This window comes from Amycolatopsis sp. MEPSY49, assembly GCF_051337345.1.
In the GTDB taxonomy this organism is placed as follows: Bacteria; Actinomycetota; Actinomycetes; order Mycobacteriales; family Pseudonocardiaceae; genus Amycolatopsis.
This window is the reverse complement of sequence record NZ_JBDLYJ010000001.1, coordinates 244,812-266,026: the sequence shown is the minus strand read 5'-3', so window position 1 is coordinate 266,026 and position 21,215 is coordinate 244,812. Positions and strand designations below refer to the sequence as shown.

At 70.7% G+C, this 21,215-nt stretch carries 18 protein-coding genes; 15 read left to right on the top strand and 3 right to left on the bottom strand.

The features are described 5' to 3' along the window. The first annotated feature begins 124 nt into the window (after positions 1–124). From ABFJ78_RS01400 to ABFJ78_RS01370, 7 genes are all read left to right on the top strand, one after another. The gene (locus ABFJ78_RS01400; protein ID WP_436383711.1) at positions 125–844 is read left to right on the top strand and encodes a UDP-N-acetylglucosamine acyltransferase; all 720 of its coding nucleotides are present in this window, start codon (positions 125–127) and stop codon (positions 842–844) included. Positions 845–855: 11 nt separating this feature from the next. After that, positions 856–1,098, top strand: a complete 243-nt coding sequence (locus ABFJ78_RS01395) for an acyl carrier protein (protein ID WP_086675568.1) — start codon at positions 856–858, stop codon at positions 1,096–1,098. Next, positions 1,091–1,822: an SDR family NAD(P)-dependent oxidoreductase gene (locus ABFJ78_RS01390; protein WP_436383710.1), complete on the top strand. Its 732-nt coding sequence runs from the start codon at positions 1,091–1,093 to the stop codon at positions 1,820–1,822. Before ABFJ78_RS01395 ends, ABFJ78_RS01390 begins: the two co-directional genes overlap by 8 nt. Beyond that, positions 1,819–3,213, top strand: a complete 1,395-nt coding sequence (locus tag ABFJ78_RS01385) for an AMP-binding protein (RefSeq protein WP_436383708.1) — start codon at positions 1,819–1,821, stop codon at positions 3,211–3,213. The genes ABFJ78_RS01390 and ABFJ78_RS01385 overlap by 4 nt, the downstream gene beginning before the upstream one ends. A 73-nt stretch (positions 3,214–3,286) precedes the next feature. Continuing rightward, positions 3,287–4,339, top strand: coding sequence for an acyl-protein synthetase (locus ABFJ78_RS01380; RefSeq protein WP_436383707.1), 1,053 nt, complete (start codon positions 3,287–3,289; stop codon positions 4,337–4,339). Then, positions 4,336–5,580 (top strand): acyl-CoA reductase, encoded by a 1,245-nt coding sequence (locus ABFJ78_RS01375; RefSeq protein WP_436383706.1) that lies wholly within the window; start codon positions 4,336–4,338, stop codon positions 5,578–5,580. Before ABFJ78_RS01380 ends, ABFJ78_RS01375 begins: the two co-directional genes overlap by 4 nt. Before the next feature lie 11 nt (positions 5,581–5,591). Next, complete coding sequence (locus ABFJ78_RS01370; protein WP_436383705.1) at positions 5,592–6,560, top strand: lysylphosphatidylglycerol synthase transmembrane domain-containing protein; 969 nt, start codon at positions 5,592–5,594, stop codon at positions 6,558–6,560. A gap of 47 nt (positions 6,561–6,607) precedes the next feature. Here the strand turns inward: ABFJ78_RS01370 and ABFJ78_RS01365 are convergent, their stop codons facing one another. Continuing rightward, on the bottom strand, positions 6,608–8,494 hold the full coding sequence (locus tag ABFJ78_RS01365; RefSeq protein WP_436383704.1) for a DUF6541 family protein: 1,887 nt from the start codon (positions 8,492–8,494) through the stop codon (positions 6,608–6,610). Between the two features lie 151 nt (positions 8,495–8,645). Here ABFJ78_RS01365 and ABFJ78_RS01360 point away from each other — a divergent pair, with 151 nt between their 5' ends. The 3 genes from ABFJ78_RS01360 (at position 8,646) to ABFJ78_RS01350 (ending at position 13,794) form a co-directional block, all read left to right on the top strand. Further along, complete coding sequence (locus ABFJ78_RS01360; RefSeq protein ID WP_436383702.1) at positions 8,646–10,319, top strand: hypothetical protein; 1,674 nt, start codon at positions 8,646–8,648, stop codon at positions 10,317–10,319. Continuing rightward, positions 10,316–11,899 carry a glycan biosynthesis hexose transferase WsfD gene (gene wsfD, locus ABFJ78_RS01355; protein WP_436383701.1) on the top strand — a complete coding sequence of 528 codons (1,584 nt, stop codon included), beginning with the start codon at positions 10,316–10,318 and terminating at the stop codon, positions 11,897–11,899. The genes ABFJ78_RS01360 and wsfD overlap by 4 nt, the downstream gene beginning before the upstream one ends. A 1,166-nt stretch (positions 11,900–13,065) precedes the next feature. Next, a complete protein-coding gene (locus ABFJ78_RS01350; RefSeq protein ID WP_436383700.1) occupies positions 13,066–13,794 on the top strand; it encodes a lysophospholipid acyltransferase family protein in 729 nt (242 codons plus the stop codon). Here the strand turns inward: ABFJ78_RS01350 and ABFJ78_RS01345 are convergent. Further along, the gene (locus ABFJ78_RS01345) at positions 13,791–14,588 is read right to left on the bottom strand and encodes an HAD family hydrolase (protein ID WP_436385355.1); all 798 of its coding nucleotides are present in this window, start codon (positions 14,586–14,588) and stop codon (positions 13,791–13,793) included. The genes ABFJ78_RS01350 and ABFJ78_RS01345 overlap by 4 nt on opposite strands. Before the next feature lie 96 nt (positions 14,589–14,684). Here ABFJ78_RS01345 and ABFJ78_RS01340 point away from each other — a divergent pair, with 96 nt between their 5' ends. Beyond that, positions 14,685–15,581, top strand: a complete 897-nt coding sequence (locus tag ABFJ78_RS01340) for an LLM class flavin-dependent oxidoreductase (protein WP_436383699.1) — start codon at positions 14,685–14,687, stop codon at positions 15,579–15,581. 137 nt (positions 15,582–15,718) lie between these two features. Here ABFJ78_RS01340 and ABFJ78_RS01335 read toward each other — a convergent pair whose 3' ends face one another. After that, entirely contained in the window at positions 15,719–17,728 is a 2,010-nt protein-coding gene (locus tag ABFJ78_RS01335; protein WP_436383697.1) for a DUF6541 family protein, read from the bottom strand. Positions 17,729–17,807: 79 nt separating this feature from the next. Here ABFJ78_RS01335 and glf point away from each other — a divergent pair, with 79 nt between their 5' ends. The 4 genes from glf (at position 17,808) to ABFJ78_RS01315 (ending at position 21,154) form a co-directional block, all read left to right on the top strand. Then, positions 17,808–19,031, top strand: coding sequence for a UDP-galactopyranose mutase (glf, locus tag ABFJ78_RS01330; RefSeq protein WP_436383696.1), 1,224 nt, complete (start codon positions 17,808–17,810; stop codon positions 19,029–19,031). Further along, a complete protein-coding gene (locus tag ABFJ78_RS01325; RefSeq protein ID WP_086677332.1) occupies positions 19,024–19,542 on the top strand; it encodes a phosphatase PAP2 family protein in 519 nt (172 codons plus the stop codon). The genes glf and ABFJ78_RS01325 overlap by 8 nt, the downstream gene beginning before the upstream one ends. After that, positions 19,539–20,513 (top strand): decaprenyl-phosphate phosphoribosyltransferase, encoded by a 975-nt coding sequence (locus ABFJ78_RS01320; RefSeq protein WP_436383695.1) that lies wholly within the window; start codon positions 19,539–19,541, stop codon positions 20,511–20,513. Before ABFJ78_RS01325 ends, ABFJ78_RS01320 begins: the two co-directional genes overlap by 4 nt. 110 nt (positions 20,514–20,623) lie before the next feature. Further along, on the top strand, positions 20,624–21,154 hold the full coding sequence (locus ABFJ78_RS01315; protein WP_436383694.1) for a hypothetical protein: 531 nt from the start codon (positions 20,624–20,626) through the stop codon (positions 21,152–21,154). Positions 21,155–21,215 lie beyond the last annotated feature (61 nt).

The window sequence follows — 21,215 nt, the reverse complement described above, 5'->3', positions numbered from 1 at the left end:
TCGGCGCGTCCGGTACAGTGAGCCGCCGGTTCTGCGCCCGGCCGCCCTGCATCAACGCGGGCCACACGTTACCGGGCGCGGTAGCACGCCCAGTACCCAGCCGCCGACGAACGGATACCCGCCCGTGGCCAACCGCATCCACCCGACCGCCGTCCTCGGCGAAGGCGTCGAACTCGGGGACGACAACGTGATCGGGCCGTACGCGGTGATCGTCGGGCCGGCCCGGATCGGCGACGGCAACTGGATCGGCCCGCACGTGACGATCGGCACCCCCGGCGAGGACCGCGGCCGTCCCCACCCCGCGGCCTGGGACGAGGCTCCCGCGGGTGACCCGGATCACGACGGCCACGGCATCGTCATCGGCAGCCGCAACCGGATCCGCGAGTACGTCAGTGTCCACCAAGGGACCTGGCGGACGACGACGGTCGGCAGCGACGGCTACTTCCTGCGCAACTCCCACATCGCGCACGACTGCCTGGTCGGCGACGGCGTGACGATCGCCTCGAACGCCGTGACAGGTGGCCACTGCCACATCTGGGACGGCGCCAACCTCGGCATGGGCGCGATCCTGCACCAGAAGGTCGTGATCGGCCCCGGCGCGATGATCGGGATGGGCTCGGCGGTGCGGCGCGAGATCGGCGCGTTCACCATCGCCGTCGGCAACCCGGCCCGCGTCACCGGCGTCAACGTCGTGGGCCTGTCCCGCCGCGGTCTCGACGAGGAGACGATCGAAGCCCTCGGGCCGTGGCTGAAGGGCAAGGAAGGTCTCCCGGACGTCACGCTGCCCGGCGACCTCTCTACCTTGGTAAAGGCGTGGGACGCTCGCCCGCGCGAAGAGCACTAGGAGTCACGCACATGTCTGTCGCCCCCAAGCTGCGCGAGGTCTTCGTCGAGGCCCTCGATCTCGACGGTGACGTGGACGTCGAGAACCTGAAGTACCGCGACATCGAGGCGTGGGACTCGGTCGGCCACATGGCGCTGGTCGCGGCCATCGAGGACGAGTTCGACGTCGAGTTCGACACCGACCAGGTGATCGACATGTCGAGCTTCAAGGTCGCCGTGGACATGGTGACCGAGCTGCAGGCGAAGAATGACTGATTTGTCGGGCCGCGTAGCGCTCGTCACCGGCGGGACGCGGGGGATCGGCCTGGCCACCGTCCGCGCTCTGGTGGACGCGGGCGCGACGGTGGTGCTGACCGGACGTGACGAAGCTCGCGCCAAGGAAGCTGCTTCGGCGGCCGGCGCCGCGTCCGGGCTCGCCCTCGACGTCACCGACGCGAAAGCGGTGTCCTCGCTGGTCCGGGGGGTCGCGAAGGAGCACGGCAAGCTCGACATCGTCGTCGCGAACGCCGGGATCATGGAGGACGCGCTCCTCGGCATGATCAAGGAAGAGCTCGTCGACACGACGCTGAGCACGAACGTCGCCGGCACGCTGCACACCGTCCAGGCCGCGGCCCGGGCGATGATGCGGAAGAAGACCGGCTCGATCGTCGTGCTCGCTTCGATCGTCGGCGAGTACGGAAGCGCCGGTCAGACGGTATACGCGGCCTCGAAGGCGGCGGTGGCGAACATCGCGAAGTCGGCGGCGAAGGAGCTCGGCCGGTCCGGCATCCGCGTCAACGCGGTCGCGCCCGGCGTGATCGAGACCGACCTGACCGCCGGCCTGAGCGAGGACGCGAAGGCGGAGAACACCGGCAAGACGCCGCTCGGCCGCCTGGGCCGGGCGGAAGACGTGGCGAACGCGATCCGGTTCCTGGTGAGTGATGAGGCTTCCTTCATCACCGGGCAGGTGCTGGGCGTCGACGGAGGCTTGGTGCTGTGACGCTGTTGGGTGCGGGAGCCCGGCTGGTCGATGTGGCCGGGGGCCGCACGCTGGCGGGCGCGGAACTGTCGGCCGAGGTCGGCCGCTCCATGGAGGCGCTGGCCGCGCTGCCGGTCGGTGTCGTGTTCGCGCGGATGTCGGTCGACCTGCCGAGCGTGCTGACCTACCTGGGCGCGTTCGAGTCCGGCCGGGCGATCGCGCTGATCGACCCCGCGCTGGACGCGGACGTGCTGGCCGGGCTGGTCGCGCGGTTCCGGCCGGCGGCCGTGCTGGCTGCCTCGGGCGACGCGCCCGACGGGTACACCGTGCGGGGCGACGACTGGGTCCGCTCTTCGGCCGAGGGTGTGAAACCGCACCCCGACCTCGCGGTCCTGCTGCCGACCAGCGGGTCCACCGGCAACCCGAAGCTCGTGCGGCTCTCGCGTCAGGCGATCCTGGCCAACGCCGACGCCATCGCGCAGGTGCTGCACATCGACGCCGACGAGGTCGCGCCCACCTGCCTGCCGCTGCACTACAGCTACGGCCTGTCGGTGCTGAACTCGCACCTGGTGCGGGACGCGACCGTCGTGATCGAGCCGTCCGGCGTGCTCGGCCGCGGGTTCTGGGACGCGGTGAACACCTACGGCGTCACGTCGCTTTCGGGCGTGCCGTACCACTACGAAATGCTGCGGCGGCTCAAGTTCGACCCCGCGAAGTACCCGACGCTGCGCACGCTGACGCAGGCCGGCGGGAAGCTGCGCGACGAGCTGGTCGCCGAGTTCAACGAGAAGATGCTCGCCGTCGGCGGCCGGATGTACGTCATGTACGGCCAGACCGAGGCCGCGCCGCGGATGACGACGGTGCCCGCGGAAAAGCTGGCCGAAAAGCTCGGTTCCGCCGGGCCGGCGCTGCCGGGCGGCAAGTTCGCGGTCCGCCGGGACGACGGTTCGGAGACCACGCACCCGAAAATTGTCGGTGAGGTCGTCTACCGTGGGCCCAATGTGATGCTGGGTTACGCGGACGACGAGTCCGGCCTGGCCAAGGGCGACGAATGCGGCGGCGTGCTCGCCACCGGTGACCTCGGGTACCTCGACGAAGAGGGGTACCTGTTCATCACCGGGCGGCTCAAGCGCATCGGCAAGGTGTTCGGCAACCGCGTCAGCCTCGACGACCTCGAGCACGCCGCGCGCGCGGCGGCGGTCGGAATCGACGTGGTGGCGGCGGTGCCCGCCGGCGACAAGGTGGTGCTGTTCGCGGAAGGCGCGGACAAGGACATCTGCAAGGACGCGTCGCGGGCGCTGTCCGAGCGGCTGCACCTGCACGCCAGCGGGTTCGACGTCCGTCCGATCGACACCGTTCCGCTGCTGGCCAGCGGCAAGATCGACTACCGGTCATTGGAGGCGAAGGTATGAGCGAGCTTGCGAGTGAATCATTCAACACAGCGCTCGCCGCTCAGGCCGACCTGAGCGTCAGCGAGGTCGGCGCATGAGCGTGTTCACTCGGTCGCAGGCCGACCGGGAAGCCTTGCTGCTGCCCGAGCTTGCCTCGCTGACGGCCCACCACCGGGCGAATTCCGACGGCTACGACCGGATCCTGACGTCGCTGGGAATCGCGTCCGACGCGACTTTCGGCTCGATCGCCGACCTGCCGTGGCTGCCGGTGCGGATGTTCAAGACGCACGACCTGAAGTCCGTGCCGGACAGCGAGGTCTTCAAGACGCTGACGTCGTCCGGCACGACCGGCGCCGGCGCGTCGCGGATCTACCTCGACAAGCAGGCGGCGGGCGCGCAGACCAAGCAGCTGGGCGCGACGCTGCAGGAAGTCCTCGGCGGCGAGCGGCTGCCGATGCTGATGGTCGACACGATCGGCATCATCAAGAACCGCCGGTCGTTCTCCGCGCGCGGCGCGGGCGTGCTGGGCATGGCGAACTTCGGCCGCAAGCACACGTACGTGCTCGACGAGAACGACAAGCCGGACGTCGAAGCCGTCAAGAAGTTCCTGGCCGAGTACGGCGACAAGCCGTTCCTGATCTTCGGCTTCACGTTCATGGTGTGGCTGTACCTGTACGAGGTCGCGCGGGACAACGGACTCGACCTGTCGAACGGGATCCTGATCCACAGCGGTGGCTGGAAGAAGCTGATCGACCGCGCGGTGGACAACACGGAGTTCCGGCGGCGGTTCAAAGAGGACACCGGGCTCACCCGGATCCACAACTACTACGGGATGATCGAGCAGATCGGCACGGTGTTCCTCGAAGGCCCGTCCGGGAACTCGCTGTACTGCCCGGACTTCGCCGACGTCGTGATCCGCAACCCGGAGACGTGGGAGGAACAGCCGGTCGGGGAGCCAGGCGTGATCGAGGTCGTCTCGACGCTGCCGACGTCGTACCCGGGGCACGTGCTGCTCACCGAAGACCTGGGCGTCTACAACGGCATCGACGACGGTGACTGGCCGGGCAAGCACTTCTCCGTGCTCGGGCGGCTGCCGAAGGCCGAGGCCCGCGGGTGCTCGGACACGTTCTCGGGAGCGGCGGCGTGACTTCTCTGGCTCAGCGTTTTCCTTCGTCGGACGCGGTCTCGGTAGGCGACCTGGTCGAAGAGCTGCGCGCCGCGCCGCCGGGCGGGCGGCTGCGCGTGGGCGACCCGCGGGTCGTCGAGTTCATCACGAAGTTCGCGCGCAAGCTGCTGGCCCCGGCCACCGCCCGGCGGTTCCCGGAGCTGGCATCGCTCGGGTTCTTCCTGCGCAAGGGGGAGATCGCCAAGGCGCTGTCCACTCTGGACACTTCGGGGACCGCGCTGCGGTTCCCGCGCGGGCTGGTGTTCCACGTGCCGCCGGCGAATGTCGACACGATCTTCGTCTACTCGTGGGCGCTGTCCGCGCTGGCGGGCAACCACAACGTCGTGCGAGTTTCGTCGCGCTCGGCCGGGGCCGCCGAAGCGGTGCTGGAAGCGCTGAACGCGGCGCTGTCCGAAGTGGACGCTGTGGTCGCGGAAGCCATCACGGCCACCCAGCGGATGGTGACCTACGACCGCAGCGACGAGGTGAGCGGCGCCCTGTCGCTGGCCGCCGACCTGCGCGTCATCTGGGGCGGGGACGGCTCGGTCGCCGCGCTGCGCAAGTACCCGCTGGCGCCGCACGCGCGTGACCTGACGTTCCCCGACCGCTCGTCGTTCGCCGTCGCTTCGGTGGCGGGCTGGCAGCGGGCGTCCGAAGCGGAGCGTCGCGCGGCAGCCGAAGGCTTCTACAACGACTCGTACTGGTTCGACCAGGCCGCCTGCTCGTCGCCGCGCGCGGTGTTCTGGGTCGGCGACGAGTCCGGGGCGCGCGAGGCCGGCCAGGAGTTCCGCGCCCTGCTGGCCGCGGTCCTGGAAACGAAGCAGCACGTCACCGAGCCGGCGATGGCGGTCCAGAAGCGCGTGTCGGCGTACGGCGCCGCGGTCGACGGGCTGGTCAAGGAGATCGCGTTCGACGGCAACGGGCTGGCCACCTTGGAGCTGGCCGACCCGGCGATCCTGCCGCGCGAGTGGCTCGGCGCGGGTACGTTCGCGAACGCGCGAGTGTCCTCTTTGTCCGATCTGGTGCCGATCGTCCTGCGCAAGGACCAGACGGTCAGCCAGTTCGGCTTCTCGGCGGAGGAGCTGACGGAGTTCGCGCACGAGCTGGCGGGCCGCGGCGTCGACCGGATCGTGCCGTTCGGCAGCGCCCTGACGTTCTCCGCGGTCTGGGACGGTTACGATCTGCTCCACGAATTCAGCCGCCTGGTCACGGTCCAGGTCTGAGGAGACGGTCGATGACGACAGTTGAGGACCTGCCGGCTGCCGGTAAGCAGCCGAAGTCCACCAAGGGGAAGATCCTCGACGTCGTCCGCTGGGTTGCGATCCTGCTGGTCATCGGCTTCGCGGCGAAGCAGCTGGCCTCGAACTGGAGCGAGTTCTGGCACACGCTGCGCGACGTGGCGTGGGAGTCGTCCCTGCTCAGCCTGGTGGCCCTGGTCGCGGCGATCATGGTGTCGACCTGGGGCTGGCAGGTGATGGTCGACGACCTCGGCAAGCCGATCGGCTACGCCCGGGGCGCGCAGATCTGCCTGGTCGGCTCGCTCGGCAAGTACGTGCCGGGGTCGGTCTGGGCGTACCTGCTGCAGATGGAGCTGGGCCGCAAGGCGGGCCTGGCCCGGGCGCGCATCTTCACGGGCTCCCTGATCCAGCTGGGCGTGGGTGTGGTGTCGGCGCTGGTGGTATCGCTCCTGGCGGCGCCGGCGGTGTTCAGCAACAGCCCCCGCGCGCTGTGGCTGTTCGTGCTGATCCCGGTCGGCCTGGCGATGCTGCACCCGAAGATCCTGACCTGGGGGACCTCCCTGGTCCTGCGGATCCTCCGCCGCCCGCCGCTGGCGCACCCGCTGGGCTGGAAGGTCGTGGGCAAGGTCTTCGGCGCCTCGACGGCGGCCTGGTGCCTCCAGGGCATCCACCTGTGGCTCCTGGCCAACTCGGTGGGCACGCCCGGCTTCAGCGGCTTCGTGCTGTGCGTGGGCGCGATGGCCGTGGCGATGACCGTGGGCACGTTCGCGTTCATCCTCCCCAGCGGCGTGGGCGTTCGCGAGGTGGCCCAGGTCGCGGTGCTGACGGCGAGCGGCCTGACGGTCGGCCAGGCCACGGCGTTCGCGGTGGCGTCCCGGGTGATGTTCACGGTGGCGGACCTGCTGACGGCGGGCCTGGCCGCGGTCGCGGCCCGCTCGACCCGCCCGGCGGTCACCCCCGCCTGAGGAGTTGTCCACCGGTTGTCCACAGGCGTTGCGCACATGTGGACAACTCAGGGTACGAGCCGGTAGATCACCGCGTCCGCATTGCGCCAAGCTTCCTTCAAGAACGGTTTCCCGGCCAACCCCACCAAGCCCGGCTGGTAAGGCTCCGCCGGCGGCGGCAACGGGGTCCCGAGGATCACCCATCGGACGTTCAGCCGCTTGACCGCCGCCCGCACCGCCGGGTCCGTCTCGTAGTCCTTGAACCGCTCGGCCAGCAACCGCGCGTCCGAAGGCGGCAACGTCTGGTCGTAGTGCGCCGCGACCGTTCGGACCCCCGCCAGCGCGTACGTCCACGCCGTCCCGTCGAAGCGGTCGTTCATCGCCCACTCGCCCGGGGCCGCCAGCTTGCCCAGCTCCACCATCGCGGCTTCTTCGCCGGGCGTCACGTGCAGCTTCGACGGGTCCGCCGCCTGGTAGCCCGTGTACACGCGGGCGCCGTTGGAGCGGAAGTACAAGCCGTTCGACAACACGACGAAACCCAGCAGCACCACCACCGCGACCGCGACCGCCGGCACGCGCGCCGGGAGATGGTCGCGGAGCCACTCCTGCGTCGACGCCAGGCCGTGCGCCGCCAAGACGCACAACGGGATCGCCGCCATCGAGAAGAACCGGTACGGGTCGTCCCACCACGGCCGGGACAGGGTCATCACCAACGGCGCGTTCGACGACGCCACCGCCATGTACGCCAGGCCCGTCACCGCCGCTGTCAAGCCGATCCAGCGCAACGCCCCCGCCCGCGCGAAGAACACGATCCCCAGGAACAGCGCCACCGACAACCAGATCTGTGGATGCGCCTCGAAATGTTGGAAACTCAGCAACGCGCCCAACGCCGCCGACGCGCGCCACTCGCTCGGCCAGCCGTAGTACGGGACGTCGCCCGTCGCCAGCCCCAGCGCTCCGAACAACTGCAGCCACGCCACCAGCAACGCCACCACCGCGATCGGCAGCAGCGCCAGCAGGTCCCGCCCGATCCGCCGCCACGACGACAGCCAGCGCTGCACCAGCACCGGCCCGGCGAACAGGATCCCGCCGAACAACGTCGAGGAATGGACGCACAGCAGCCCCACCGCCGCCAGCAGCAGCACCAGACCCGTGTCCGGCGCGACGCGGTCCAGGTACCGCCGCAACGCCACCGCTGCCAACGGCGTCAGCGTCACGCCCAGCGCGAACGGCAGCAGCGGCCCGCGGTCCATCGACTCGTAGACGCCCATCACCGGCGCCACGGCCGTCAGCGCCACCGCGCCCGCCAGCACCGCGCGGCCGCGGAACTCGCGGACCAGCGTCACCAACGACAACGCCAGCAAACCGGGCAGCAGCAGCGTGTTGGCGTCCAGCGTCGCGGGGATCGACGCCCCGCTCAGCCGGTAGGTCACCGACGCCAGCAGGTGGTAGGCGTTGGGGTAGAACACCGGCAGCGCGTCGCCGTACCAGTTCACGCTCCCCGTGCCGAACAGACTGCCGTCGCCGGTGTCGGCGATGTAGCGGACGGCGTTGCCGTGGTACACCGCGTCGAAACCCTGCGGCAGCGCGCCGATGTGGCCCAACCCGCGCAGCGTCGCGTAGAACCCGACCGCCGCCCCGAACAGCAGGCACGCCACCACCGCAAGGTGCCCGCGCCGGTCCCACAGCCCGGGTTCCGGCTCGGGCGACCAGCGGCGGACCGTCAGTTTCCGGACACCGTAAGCGATCGCGGCGAACACGAGAGTCGAAACCGCGTACGTCAACGGGGTGAACGACCACCCGATCGCCGCCGTCCACGGCCCGGTCAGGCCGCCGATCGCGTAGCTCAGCAACGGGGCCAGGCCGGCGAGCGCCCAGCCGCGCACGCCCGCGGCGAGTCCGGTGAGGAGGCCCGGGACGGCGATGACGGCAACGGCAACGCAGACGGAGAGCACGGTGGAGACTAAGCCGACAACGATCAGCGAGCCGTCGCGGGGTTGGAGTCCGATCGGGACACTCCGTCGCGATACCCGAACGGGTTATATTGACCAGTGCGTTTCCCTGCTTGACTGACGCCGGGCGGAGCGATCTTCACGAGGGGGCCGGGTGGTCTACGCGGTCGTGGTGGCGTGGCTGGTCCTCGCCGCGATCGTGGTGCTGACCTGGGGCCGCCTCGACACCGACCGCGGCTGGCGCGGTTTCGTCCTCGCCCTCACGCTCGGTCTTTCGCTGCTGCACCAGCTGCTGTTCGCGACCGTCACCGAAGACGCGCTCGTGTCGTTCCGCTACGCCCAGAACATCGCCGACGGGAACGGCCCGGTGTTCAACCCCGGCGAACGCGTCGAGGGCTACACGAACTTCCTCTGGCTGGTCCTGATCGCCCTGCCGCGGGCCGCGTTCGGCGCCGACGTCCGGACCGCCGCCGTCGTGTTCGGGGTCGTCGCCGCGCTCGGCGCGGTCCTCCTTTCCTGCTTCCTGGTCAACCGGATCGTCGCGGCGGCCGCCCCGGCCGGTGCCGAGCCGCGGCCGGCGATCGGCGTCGCCGCCGCGGTGCTCACCGCGAGCGCCGGCGGCCTCGCCGTCTACGGGCCGTCCGGCTCCGAGGTCCCGCTGTTCGTCCTGCTGCTGCTCGCGATCTGCTACTCGCTCGTGGCACGCCGGCCGGTGGTCGCCGGCGTGCTCGTCGCGTTCGCCGTGATGACGAGCCCGGAGGGCCTGGTGGCCGGCGTGCTCGGCGGCCTCTGGCTGGTCGGGGCCGCGCTGAAGAAGAAGCACAGCTGGTGGGCGCCGGTGGGGTACCTGCTCGGCGCGCTCGTGTTCCTGATCCCGCGGCTGGCCTGGCGGGCGACGTTCTACGAGCACTTCCTGCCGGCGCCGCTGGCCGCGAAGCTCGGCGGCCCGCTCGGTGCGCGGGTCGCCGCCGGCTGGCCGTACCTGTCCGGGTTCGCCTTGGCGCACCAGGGTTTCCTGCTGCTCGGGCTGGTCGCCGCGGTCGCGCTGCTGCTACGGCGCACCGTACCCCCGGTTGGCACGGCCGCGGAGGCCCGCACCCTGATCTGGCTGCTCTTCGCGACGGCGGCGGGGCTCGCGGCCGCCGCGGTGCTGATCGGCGGCGACCCCGGCCCGTCGTGGCGGCTGCTGGCCCCCCTGCCGCCGCTGATCGCCGTCGCGAGCGTCGCCACCTACGGCGTGCTGACCGCGGATGTCGAGGCCAAGCCGTCGCCGCGGCCGCGGACCTGGCCCGCCGCGACCCGGCTGGTGCCGGTGACCGCCTGCGGGCTCGCCGGCATCGCCGTGCTCGTCTCGGTATTCAGCCCCGAGATGCTCGACCGCGTCCGCGACTGGCGCGCGCACGGCGACGAGCTCACCGAGATCGGCGGCTGGCTCGGCGACTACCTGCCGCCCGGGTCGGTCGTCAGCGCCGCCGCACCCGGCGCGCTCGCGGCCCGCAGCGGCCAGCTGCTCATCATCGACGTCCTCGGCCGCACCGACGACCACATCGCCCGCGACGGCCGGCACGACGGCGGCGTCGCCACCGACTACGACTACGTCGTCAACGCCCGCCGCCCGACCGTCGCGGTGCCCTCCGACAGCGGCTTCGCCGACCGCCAGCACTGTGCGATCGACCCGGTCTATGCGGGCAAGTACCAGGTCGCCACCTTCCGCCGCGTCGGGACGCCGTACTGGGTGTCCGTCTACCCGCGCGCGGAGGAGGCGAAGTCCGTGGTCGCGGACCTCGACCGGGGCCCGGACTTCCGCTACGTACCCTGTCCTTCGTGAAGCTGGACGTCCCGAAAGCGCGCCTGGGTGCCGAAGCCCGGCTCGGGATCGGGGTCTTCGGGGCGTCACTCCTGCTCTTCGTCGTGCGGTTCCTGGTGCCGCGGCCGATCGCGATGTCGAACAACGGCGATGGCGGCCGCGTGCTCTGCGGCGCCGGGATCACGTGGAAGGGCCTGCCCGAGCCGTTCGTCCACCTCGCCTACACCGTCGCGCCGGGCGCGCCGCCGTGCCGGCCCACCTACCTGCTGACGCAGAGCTGGCTGGCGGAGGCGTCCGTCGGGCTCGCCCGGCTGGCCGGCTTCCCGGCGACGCTGAGCCTGGTCGTGCTGGGCCTGCTGAGCAGCATCATCGCCGCGGCGGCGATCACCGCGATCGTGCTCGGCCTGCCGTACCCGGTCCGCGTCCGGCTGGCCGTGGCGGCCGGGCTCCTGCTGGTCGTCGCGGACTCGGCGTTCTTCGGCTACTTCGCGGCGATCCTTGGCGAAGGCGCGGCCTTCCTCGGCCTGCTGCTGATCGCCGGTGGTCTGCTCCTGACCGCGCGCGAGGGCCGGTGGAGCTACGCGGGCATGGTGGTCACTTTCGCCGGTGGTGTCCTGGCGGTCAACGCCAAGGTCCAGACGCTGATCATCCTGCCGATCCTGGCGCTCGCGGTGCTCCTCGTCCGGCCGGGCGCGCTTCGCGGGGCGAAGCGGTGGGCCGCCGCGGCACTGGTCATCGGGGCTCTCGGCGCCGTGACGCTGTTCGCGCAGCAGAGCGTCGAACCCGCCCGCGCGCCCGACGGCACGTACACCGCGTTCCCGGGCGACGACTCGCGCGAGATCAACATGTTCAACTCGATCTTCCTGAACATCGTCGACGGCAGGCACGACACCCAGGCCGACCTCGCCGCGCTGGGCCTGCCGCCGTCGTTCGCCCAGTACGCGGGCAACGGCTGGTGGCACCCGCACCCGGCGACGATGGACCCGCTCTACCCGCGCTACCGCGACAAGATGACCCGCGAGAACGTCCTCGGCTACTTCGCGAGCCACCCCGGCCGGACGCTCGAAGTGCTCGACAAGGCCGCGACCGACCAGCTGACCGCCCGCCCGGACTACCTCGGCAGCTTCGACCAGGAGGCCGGCTTCGCGCCGCACGCGCAGGAGTACCGGGTGCCGGTCGTGTCGTGGCTGACCCGCCTGATCAGCCCGCTCGGCCTGGTCGCGTTGGTGCCGCTCTGGCTGTTCGTGCTGGTCAGGGCGTGGCTGCAGCGGCGTGGTCCGCTGGGTGTCGTGCCGGCGTTCCTGCTCGCCGTCTCGCTGACGCAGTTCGGCACCGCGGCCCTCGGCGACGGCATCGAGGGCGTCAAGCACCAGTCCGTCGCGCTGTTCACGCTCCTGCTCGCGCTCGTCCTGGCGGCGCTGCCTCAGTCGCGGTCGAGCGAACCGCGGTGGGGGAGGAACTCCTCGGTCGGCGGGCCGTCGTCGGCCGCCGGGACCCTCGGCGCCGGCTTCGGCCAGAACGGCGGGACTTCGAGCAGCACGAACACGAGCAGCCCGGCCAAGCCGACCAGGAAGATCGTCGACGACGACGCCAGCTTGTAGTTCACGGCGAGGTACAGGAAGAACACCACGCCGACCCAGATGCGCCGGGCTTCGCCGCGGTGCTCGTCCAGTACGACCGCGACCAGCCCGATGACCAGCGGCGCGAGCATCACGAAGACGCGCTGGGTGTCCGTGGCGACCATCCGCCCGGCCAGGCAGCACAGCCCCAGCCAGACGCTGGACACCAGCAGCAGGCTCTTGGTGCCGCTGCGCCGGTACTCGCGGTAGAGGCCGTAGGCGAAGATCAGCCAGAAGAAGCTGAACGTGCTGTACAGCGCCGCCTGGTCCACGCCCTTGTTCGACGACAGCGCGAACCGGATGTTGCCCAGCAGGCCGCTGTTGGCCTGGCCGGCGCCGAACCCGTAGTCGCCGCCGATCAGCGCCTGGGCCCACAGCCGGAACGCGAAGTAGAGCCCGCCCGCGACGACCACGGCGACCAGCCCGCCGATGACCTGCTTGTCGCGCAACGACCGCGACCGCGTCCACGCCGCCAGCGGGTACAGCGGCGCGAGCAGCAGCGTCGTCTCCTTGTTGATCGCGCCGACGACGATCACCACGGCGAACCAGATCAGCCGCCGGTCGAACAGCAGCCACAGCGCGAGCAGGTAGAGCAGGTTGTTCAGCGGGTCCACCAGGTACGGGTTGCTGAACGCGTACGGCGCGTACCAGAACGTGCAGGCCAGGGCGACCGCGGCGAGCGCCGAGGTGTACAGCCGCAGGTCCAGGCGGACCCAGAGGAACTCGAAGAAGACGATCGCCGCGGCCAGGGCCAGCACGAACGTGAACCCCAGCCACACGGAGTCCAGCGAGACGCCGGTGAACCGGTTGACGGTGTGGACGAGCCACGGGCTGAGCATCCGCAGCGCGAACGGATTGTCGACCTGCGCGCCGGTCCGCACCGACATCGCGTAGTACTCGACGGCGTCGCCCCACGCCTTCTCGTGCGCGTTCGGCTGCACAGGGGCGTAGGAAACGAGGTTGAGCAGTGTCACCGTGGCCAGGCCCAGGTACACCGCTATGCGGTGGCTGGCTCGTCGCACCGGCGATTCAGTCACTGTCCCCACGCGAAAAGCCTAGTGGTCGTTCGATCGGCGTGAGCTTCGCCCGGTTTGTGGCCTTCACCGCTGAACGGCGGTCAACAACCTACGGTCGCGTAACCTGGCGCGATGGCCGACTTCGTGTACCCGCCCGTGATCGCCGCGGCCCGGACGATGTTCCGCGTGCTGGACAACCGCATCACGATCGAGGGCGCGGAGCACATCCCGCGCCGCGGTGGCGCGGTCATCGCCTGCAACCACGTCAGCTACCTGGACTTCATCTTCTGCGGCCTCGGCGCGCGCCCGGCCAAGCGGCTGACGCGGTTCATGGCGAAGAAGGAGATCTTCGACAACAGGATCGCCGGGCCGCTGATGCGCGGGATGCACCACATCTCCGTCGACCGGTCCGCCGGCCTGGCCTCCTACCGCCAGGCCCTCGGAAAGCTGCAGGCCGGTGAGGTCGTCGGCGTCTTCCCGGAGGCGACGATCAGCCAGTCGTTCACCGTCAAGGAGATCAAGTCGGGCGCGGTCCGGATGGCCGCGGCGGCCGACGTCCCGGTCGTGCCGATGGCCCTGTGGGGCACCCAGCGGCTCTGGACCAAAGGCCGGCCGAAGGACCTGACCCGCCGGCACGTGCCGATCTCGATCCTCGTCGGCGAGCCGATGCACCCGGCCAAGGGCGACGACTGGGACGTCGTCACGAAGGAGCTGCGCACCCGGATGAGCGCGCTGCTCGACCGGGCCCAGGCCGAGTACCCGGACCAGCCCGCCTCCGCCGAGGAACGCTGGTGGCTGCCCGCCCACCTCGGCGGCACCGCGCCGACGCCGGCCGAGGCGGCCGAACTCGACCGGAGCTAGAACCAGCGCTCGAGGACCTGCGCGACGCCGTCTTCGCCGGCCGGTCCGGTGATCTCGTCGGCCACGTCCTGGACCTGCGGGTGCCCGTTCTCCATCGCGACGCCGTGGCCGGCCCAGCGGAGCATCTCGACGTCGTTGGGCATGTCGCCGAAGGCGATCACCCGCTCCTGCTCGACGCCCAGCCGCTCGGCGACGTCGGCCAGGCCGGTCGCCTTGGTGATGCCGTGCGCGGACAGCTCCACCAGCCCGCCCGAGGACGAGTAGGTGACGTCGACCTCGCGGTCGAACAGCGCGTTCACCGCGTCCGCCATCTCCTCCGACGACATCCCGACGTGGCTGACCAGCAGCTTGATCGCCGGGTGCCCGAGCACCTCGGCGCGCGGCGCGGTGCGGCCTTCGCCGTCGCCCCACGGGTTGTGGTACTTCGGCTCGATCACGAAGCTGCGCATCTCGTGGTCGGCGTCGGTGCTGACACGCTCGGCGGCCAGGCGGCAGCCGGGGACGGCCTTGTCGAGCGCGTGCCCGATGTCGTGGAGGAGGTCGGGCTGGAGCAGGCCGTGCACCGCGACGACCTCCTCGCGGCCGCAGTCGTACAGGACGGCGCCGTTCGCGCAGACCGCGTACCCGGTCAGCTCCAGGGGCTTGGCCACGGGCGCGATCCACCGCGGCGGGCGGCCGCTGGCCAGCACGAACGGGACGCCCGCCTCGATCGCCCGGCGGACGGTCGCGATGGTGCGGGCGCTGAGCGATTCGGAGGGGCCGAGCAGGGTGCCGTCGACGTCGGACGCGATCAACTGGGGTCTCTCCACCCCGCCATTGTCCCTGACACGTTCGGGTGGCCTCGTCCCCGTCCGAGCGATTGTCGGTGGCAACCAGTACGGTCCGGCAGTGTGCGAGTAGGCATCGTCATTCTCCCTGAAGATCGTTGGTGGGCCGCCGAGCCGAAGTGGCGGGCCGCCGAGGAGTACGGCTTCGACCACGCGTGGACGTACGACCACCTGGGCTGGCGAAACCTCGTCGACGGCCCGTGGTTCTCCGCCGTCCCGACCCTGACCGCCGCGGCGATGGTGACGTCCCGGATCCGGCTGGGCACGTTCGTGGCGTCCCCGGTCGCCCGGCACCCGGTGCCGTTCATGCGCGAGCTGACCACCCTCGACGACATTTCGGACGGCCGGTTCGTCCTCGGCGTCGGCGCGGGCGTCGACCACCAGCACTACGACGGCGCGGTGCTCGGCGCCCCCGAGCTCACGGCCAAGCAGCGCGCGGACCGGTTCACCGAGTTCGTCGAGGCGCTCGACGGCCTGCTGATGACCGACAAGTTCGACTTCGACGGCGAGTACTACCGGGCCCGCGAGGCCCGCAACCTGCCGGGCACGGTCCAGCGCCCGCGGCTGCCGTTCGTGGTCGCGGCGAACGGCCCCCGCACGATGACGCTGGCCGCGCGCTTCGGCGCGGGCTGGGTCACGACGGGCCGGGGCGGCCAGACCGAGGACGAGTGGTGGGCCGGCATCAAGCAGCTCACGGACGTCTTCGACGAGCGCCTCGACGCGGTGGGCCGCGAGCGGGCGAGCATCCAGCGGCACCTGAGCCTGGACGCGTCCCCGGTGTTCTCGCTGAGCAGCGTGGAGGCGTTCCGCGACGCCGCGGGCCGCGCGGGCGAGCTGGGCTTCACCGACGTCATCGCGCACTGGCCGCGGTCGTCTTCGCCGTACGAAGGCCGGGAAGCGGTGCTGGAGCAGGTGGCGAGCGACGTCCTGCCGGAACTGCACGCTGCTCCGAACGGGTGACATCCGGCTCGCCGGGAAACCGATTGCCGTCCCTCAGGCGTCCATCACAGCAGACGCCAGAGATCACCCCGGGGGTGGTTGGGGGACGGAGGGCCCTCGTGGCCGCGGCACGGGGCGCCGCGGCCACGAGGGTTTCGTTATTTGGTGATCCGGTAGATCACGGCACCCGGGTTCCGGTAGATCTCTTTCACGAAGTCGTGCCCGTCGAGGTGCCGCAGGCCCGGTGCGATCGGCGTGTCCCGGCGGATGGTGCCGCTGCCGACCAGCACGTAGTGGATGTTCAGCCGCCGCGTGGCCGCGCGGACCTGCGGGTCGCTGTCGTAGTCGCCGAAGTGCAGCGCCAGGTAGAGCGCGTCCGGGGGAGCGACGCCGGCGTCGTAGTGGCCGGCCACCGGGTGCACGCCGGTGAGCGCGTACATCCAGGCCGTGCCGTCCATGCGGTCGTTGAGCACCTTCTCCTCGGCCGGGATCCCCAGCGTGCCGAGGTGCTCCATCGCGTCGATCTCGTCCTGGCTCACCGGCGGGACGGTCTCGCCGGGCAGGCCGTTGTAGTACAGCAGTGACACGGTCTTGGCGTTGGCCGCGCGGTAGAACCCGCCGGTCAGCACGCCCATCGCGACGACCAGCAGCACCGCCGTCGCCAGCCCGACCCGGCCGGTCAGCCACGGCCGCGCGCGCACCCAGGCGCGGCCGCTCGCCAGCTTCGCCACCCAGCGCTGGGCCTCGCTCATGCCGTGCGCGGCGAGCAGGCACATCGGGATCGCGGCCAGCGCCATCAGCCGGAACCGGTCGTTCCACCAGGGCCGCGACAGCGTGATCACCCAGTCTTCGCCGCCGAAGCACGCGACGACCACGAACAGCGCGGACAGCCCGAGCGCCGAGAGCACCACCCAGCGCATCCGCCGCAGCGCCACCAGCGTCAGCACGCCGATCGCGAGGAACACCGTCAGCCAGATCTGCGGGACCGGCAGCACCTGCTTGAACGTCGCCAGCATGGCCAGCGCCTTCCACACCGGCATGTGCGAGCCCCAGGCGTGGTACGGGTACGACCCGGATGTGAAGGTGATCGCGCCGAGGATCATCGGCGCGGCCAGCACACCCGCGGCCACCATCACCGGCAGCATCCGCAGGACGTCGCCGCCGACGACCCGCCAGGCGGCCTTTTCCGGCGCCACGCCGTCGAGGCGCTTGCCCCGCAGCGCCCGGTACCAGCGCTGCACGACCAGCGGGAACGCGAACAGCAGCGCCCCGAACAGCGCGCTCGAGTGCGCGGCGAGCAGGCCGGTCGCGCTCAGCGCGAGCACCGCGCCGGTGTCGACGCCCGGCCGGACGACGAACCGCTGCAGGGCGACCACCGCCAGCGGCGTCAGCACGATCCCGAGCGCGAAGGGCAGCAGCCCGCTCGACACCGACTCGTACGCCCCGGTTGTCGCGCCGCCCGCGACCAGCGCCGCGCTGCCGGCGAACACCGCGCGGCCGCCGAGCTGGCGCACCAGCGCGACCATGGCCACCGCGAACAGCCCGGCGATCGGCATCGTGACGGCGTTGAGCGTCACCGGGACCGACGTGCCCGACAGCTGGTAGACCAGCGCGCCGACCAGGTGGTAGGCGTTCGGGTAGAAGGAGCCGTCCGGATACCAGTTGATGGTGCCCATGCCGGTCAGCGAGCCGTCGCCGGTCTCGGCGATGTAGCGGATGCCGTTCGCGTGGAAGACGGTGTCCCAGCGCTGGAACACCGCGGTCGTCCCGCCGCGGCCGGTGACCACGACGGCGATCGACACGGCCGTGGCGACCGCCACGCAGGCCCCCACGGCCAGGTGGGCCCGGCGCGTCCACGCCTGCAGTGGCTCTTCGGCACCGGGCGTCATCCAGCCGCGCACGACGAACAGCCGGCGCAGCCCGTACAGCGCGCCGGCGAGCAGCAGGGTGACGGCGGCGACGCTCAACGGGCCGTACGGCACGTGCGCGATCGCCAGCCACGGCCCGGCCAGGCCGGTGACGGCGTAGCTGAGCAGCGGCGCTAGCCCGGCCAGCGCCCAGCCGCGGACCCCGGCGGCCCATCCGACGACGCCGCCGGGCACCGCCAGGACGGCCAGATAAGTGGCCACGGCGGCGAAGTAGCTCCAGAAGTCCTCGGGTGCAGGCACTGCTTTCCAGGTGTGTCGTAGGCCGAAATGTGATAGTCGGGTGCGAGCCGGGTCAGCGACCCCCGTACCCTCGACGCCCGTGAGCGCGCACACGAACCCCGCACAGATTACTGAAGACGATTTCGCAGGTTACGACCTCATCGTCGTCGGGTCCGGTTTCTTCGGCCTGACCGTCGCCGAACGGGCCGCGGCCGAGCTGGGCAAGAAGGTCCTCGTCCTCGAGCGGCGCAGCCACCTCGGCGGCAACGCGTACTCGGAGCCGGACCCGGAGACCGGGATCGAGGTGCACAAGTACGGCGCGCACCTGTTCCACACCTCGAACAAGCGCGTCTGGGAGTACGTGAACCGCTTCACCGAGTTCACGAACTACCAGCACCGCGTCTTCGGCAAGTACCAGGGGCAGGTCTACCCGCTGCCGATGAACCTGGCCCTGATCAACCAGTTCTTCGGCAAGTCCCACACCCCGGACGAGGCCCGCGAGCTGATCGCCAAGCAGTCCTCGGAGTTCGAGACGAGCGCTGCGCAGAACCTCGAAGAGAAGGCGATCTCGCTGATCGGCCGTCCGCTCTACGAGGCGTTCATCAAGGGCTACACCGCGAAGCAGTGGGAGAACGACCCCAAGAACCTGGGCGAGAACATCATCACGCGCCTGCCGGTCCGCTACAACTTCGACAACCGGTACTTCAACGACACCTACGAGGGCCTGCCCGTCAACGGGTACACCGCGTGGCTCGAGAAGATGGCCGAGCACGAGAACATCGAGATCCGGCTGAATGTCGACTACTTCGACGTGCGCGAGCACATCCCGGCGGGCACCCCGACCGTCTACACCGGGCCGCTGGACCGCTACTTCGGCTACTCGGCCGGCAAGTTCACCTGGCGCACCGTCGACTTCGAGTCCGAGGTCGCGGAGACCGGTGACTTCCAGGGCACCTCGGTCGTCAACTACAACGACCAGGAAGTCCCCTACACCCGGATCATCGAGTTCCGGCACTTCCACCCGGAGCGGGACTACCCCAAGGACAAGACGGTCATCTTCCGCGAGTACTCGCGCTTCGCGGGCGAGGACGACGAGCCGTACTACCCGATCAACACCCCGGACAACCGCGAGAAGCTCGAGGCCTACCGGGAGCTGGCCAAGACCGAGGCGCGCGAGAAGAACGTGCTGTTCGGCGGCCGGCTGGGCACGTACAAGTACCTCGACATGCACATGGCCATCGGCTCGGCGCTGTCGGCGTTCGACAACAAGATCGCCCCGCACCTGACCGACGGCGCGCCGCTCGACGGGTCCCTCGATGCTTGAGAAGGGGCAGCCCACCGGAGAGGTGGCGGTCCTGGCGAAGGCGCAGGGCTTTCTGAAGAGTGAAGCTTCGGTGAAGGCCGCGCGCGGCATGTCGCACTTCGGCGAGCACGCGCTGGGCTGGTTCGGCCTGGGCCTGCTCGGGGCCGTGGTCGACAAGAAGCGGCGCAAGGACTGGCTGGTCGCGTCGGCCGGCGTCGTGGGCGCGCACGCCGCGTCGATCGCGGTGAAACGCGTGGTCAGGCGGCCGCGACCGGACCACCCGAGCGTGGAGGTCCTGGTCGGCACGCCGAGCAAGCTGAGCTTCCCGTCGTCGCACGCGACGTCCACGACGGCGGCGGCGGTGCTCTACTCCGGATTGACCGGGCGTAACCTGGTGCCCGCCCTGGTACCGCCGATGCTGGCCTCGAGGCTCGTGCTCGGCGTTCACTATCCGACAGACGTTCTGGCCGGTGCAGCTCTCGGGGGGCTCGTCGGTGGTCTGATACGACGGAAGCTGAAGAAGAACCCATGAGCGAAACGACCGAGCAGCGCAACAGCGACGAAGCGGCCGTGACTCCTGAGGCACCGGAGACACCGGTGACGCCGGAGACGGTTTCCCGTGGCCCCTTCGGCCTGGTCGGCGGCGTCATCAAGACGGCGCGGCCCCGGCAGTGGGTGAAGAACGTCCTGGTCTTCGCGGCCCCGTTCTTCGCGTTCTCGAAGTCGACCGACCGCACGGGCCTGCTGCTCGACGCGATCGTCGCCTTCGTGGCGTTTTCGCTGGTGGCGAGCTCGGTCTACCTCATCAACGACGCCATCGACGTCGAGGCCGACCGGGCCCACCCGACCAAGCGCAACCGGCCGATCGCGGCCGGCATCGTGCCGGTCCCCGTCGCGTACGGGTCCGCGGTCGTGTTCTTCCTGGCCGGCCTCGGCGTGTCGTTCTTCGCGAGCTGGCAGCTCGCGATCGTGCTGGGCGTCTACGAGGCCGTCCAGCTCGGCTACTGCTTCGGCCTGAAGCACCAGCCGGTGGTCGACCTGGCGATCGTCGGCTCGGGCTTCCTGATGCGCTCGATCGCCGGCGGTGTCGCGGGCGGGATCGCGCTTTCGCAGTGGTTCCTGCTGGTCACGGCGTTCGGTTCGCTGTTCATGGTCGCCGGCAAGCGCTACGCGGAGATCATGCTCTTCGAGCGCACCGGCGCGAAGATCCGCTCGTCGCTGAAGAAGTACTCGGCCAGCTACCTGCGGTTCGTCTGGGCGACGTCGGCGGCCATCCTGATCATGTCGTACTGCCTGTGGGCGTTCGAGATCCGCCAGACCGAGCACAACTCGGTGTGGGCGCTCATCTCGATGGTCCCGTTCGTGGTGGCGGTGCTGCGGTACGCGGTCGACGTCGACGGCGGCATCGCGGGCGAGCCCGAGGAGATCGCGCTCAAGGACCGCATCCTGCAGGTGCTCGGCGCTACCTGGGTGGTCACGCTGTTCCTGTCGTTCTACCTGTGAGTTCTCATGGCGGATCGACAGGTTGGTTTCAGGTGACGCACAGCTGAGCGGCGCACCCTGAGGTGGTGGGGGCGGGCACTGCGCCCGTCCCCGTGACCCCAGGAGCGACGATGAACGACCAGCCGCGCGAAGTCCCGGAGGGGACTGACCAGCCGACCGTCGAGCAGCCAACGGCGAAGTCCGCGGCCGACCAGCCGACGGCGCACCAGCCGGCCACGCCCGCCGCCGAGACCACTGCCTTGCCGAACGCCGCGCAGGCGGGCGACCAGACTGCCGCCCACGGCCAGCAACCGCCGCCCGCGCCACCCACTCCCCAGCTCGCCCAGCCCGGCCCCGGCCAGGCCTACGGCGCCTGGGGCCCGCCTGCCGCGGCCGCCCCACGGCAGCCCGGCGGCTTCCGCCGGTTCGTCGGGCACCGTGCGACCCAGCTCGTCGGCGTCGGCGTCCTCGGCCTGCTGATCGGCGGAGGCATCGTCGGCGGGATCGCCGCCGCCACCCACCACGGCCCGCGCGACGGCCGCCCCGGCATCCACCGCCAGTACGACGGCCAGAACCAGGGCCCCGACGGCCGCGGCTTTCCTGGCCGCGGCGGCGGCAACTCCGGCAACTCCGGCAATTCCGGCGACGGCAACGGCATCTAGCGGCGTAGCTTTCACGTGGAAGCTACGGCTTGGGGCTGTGGGCTGAGCCACCCGTACCCCG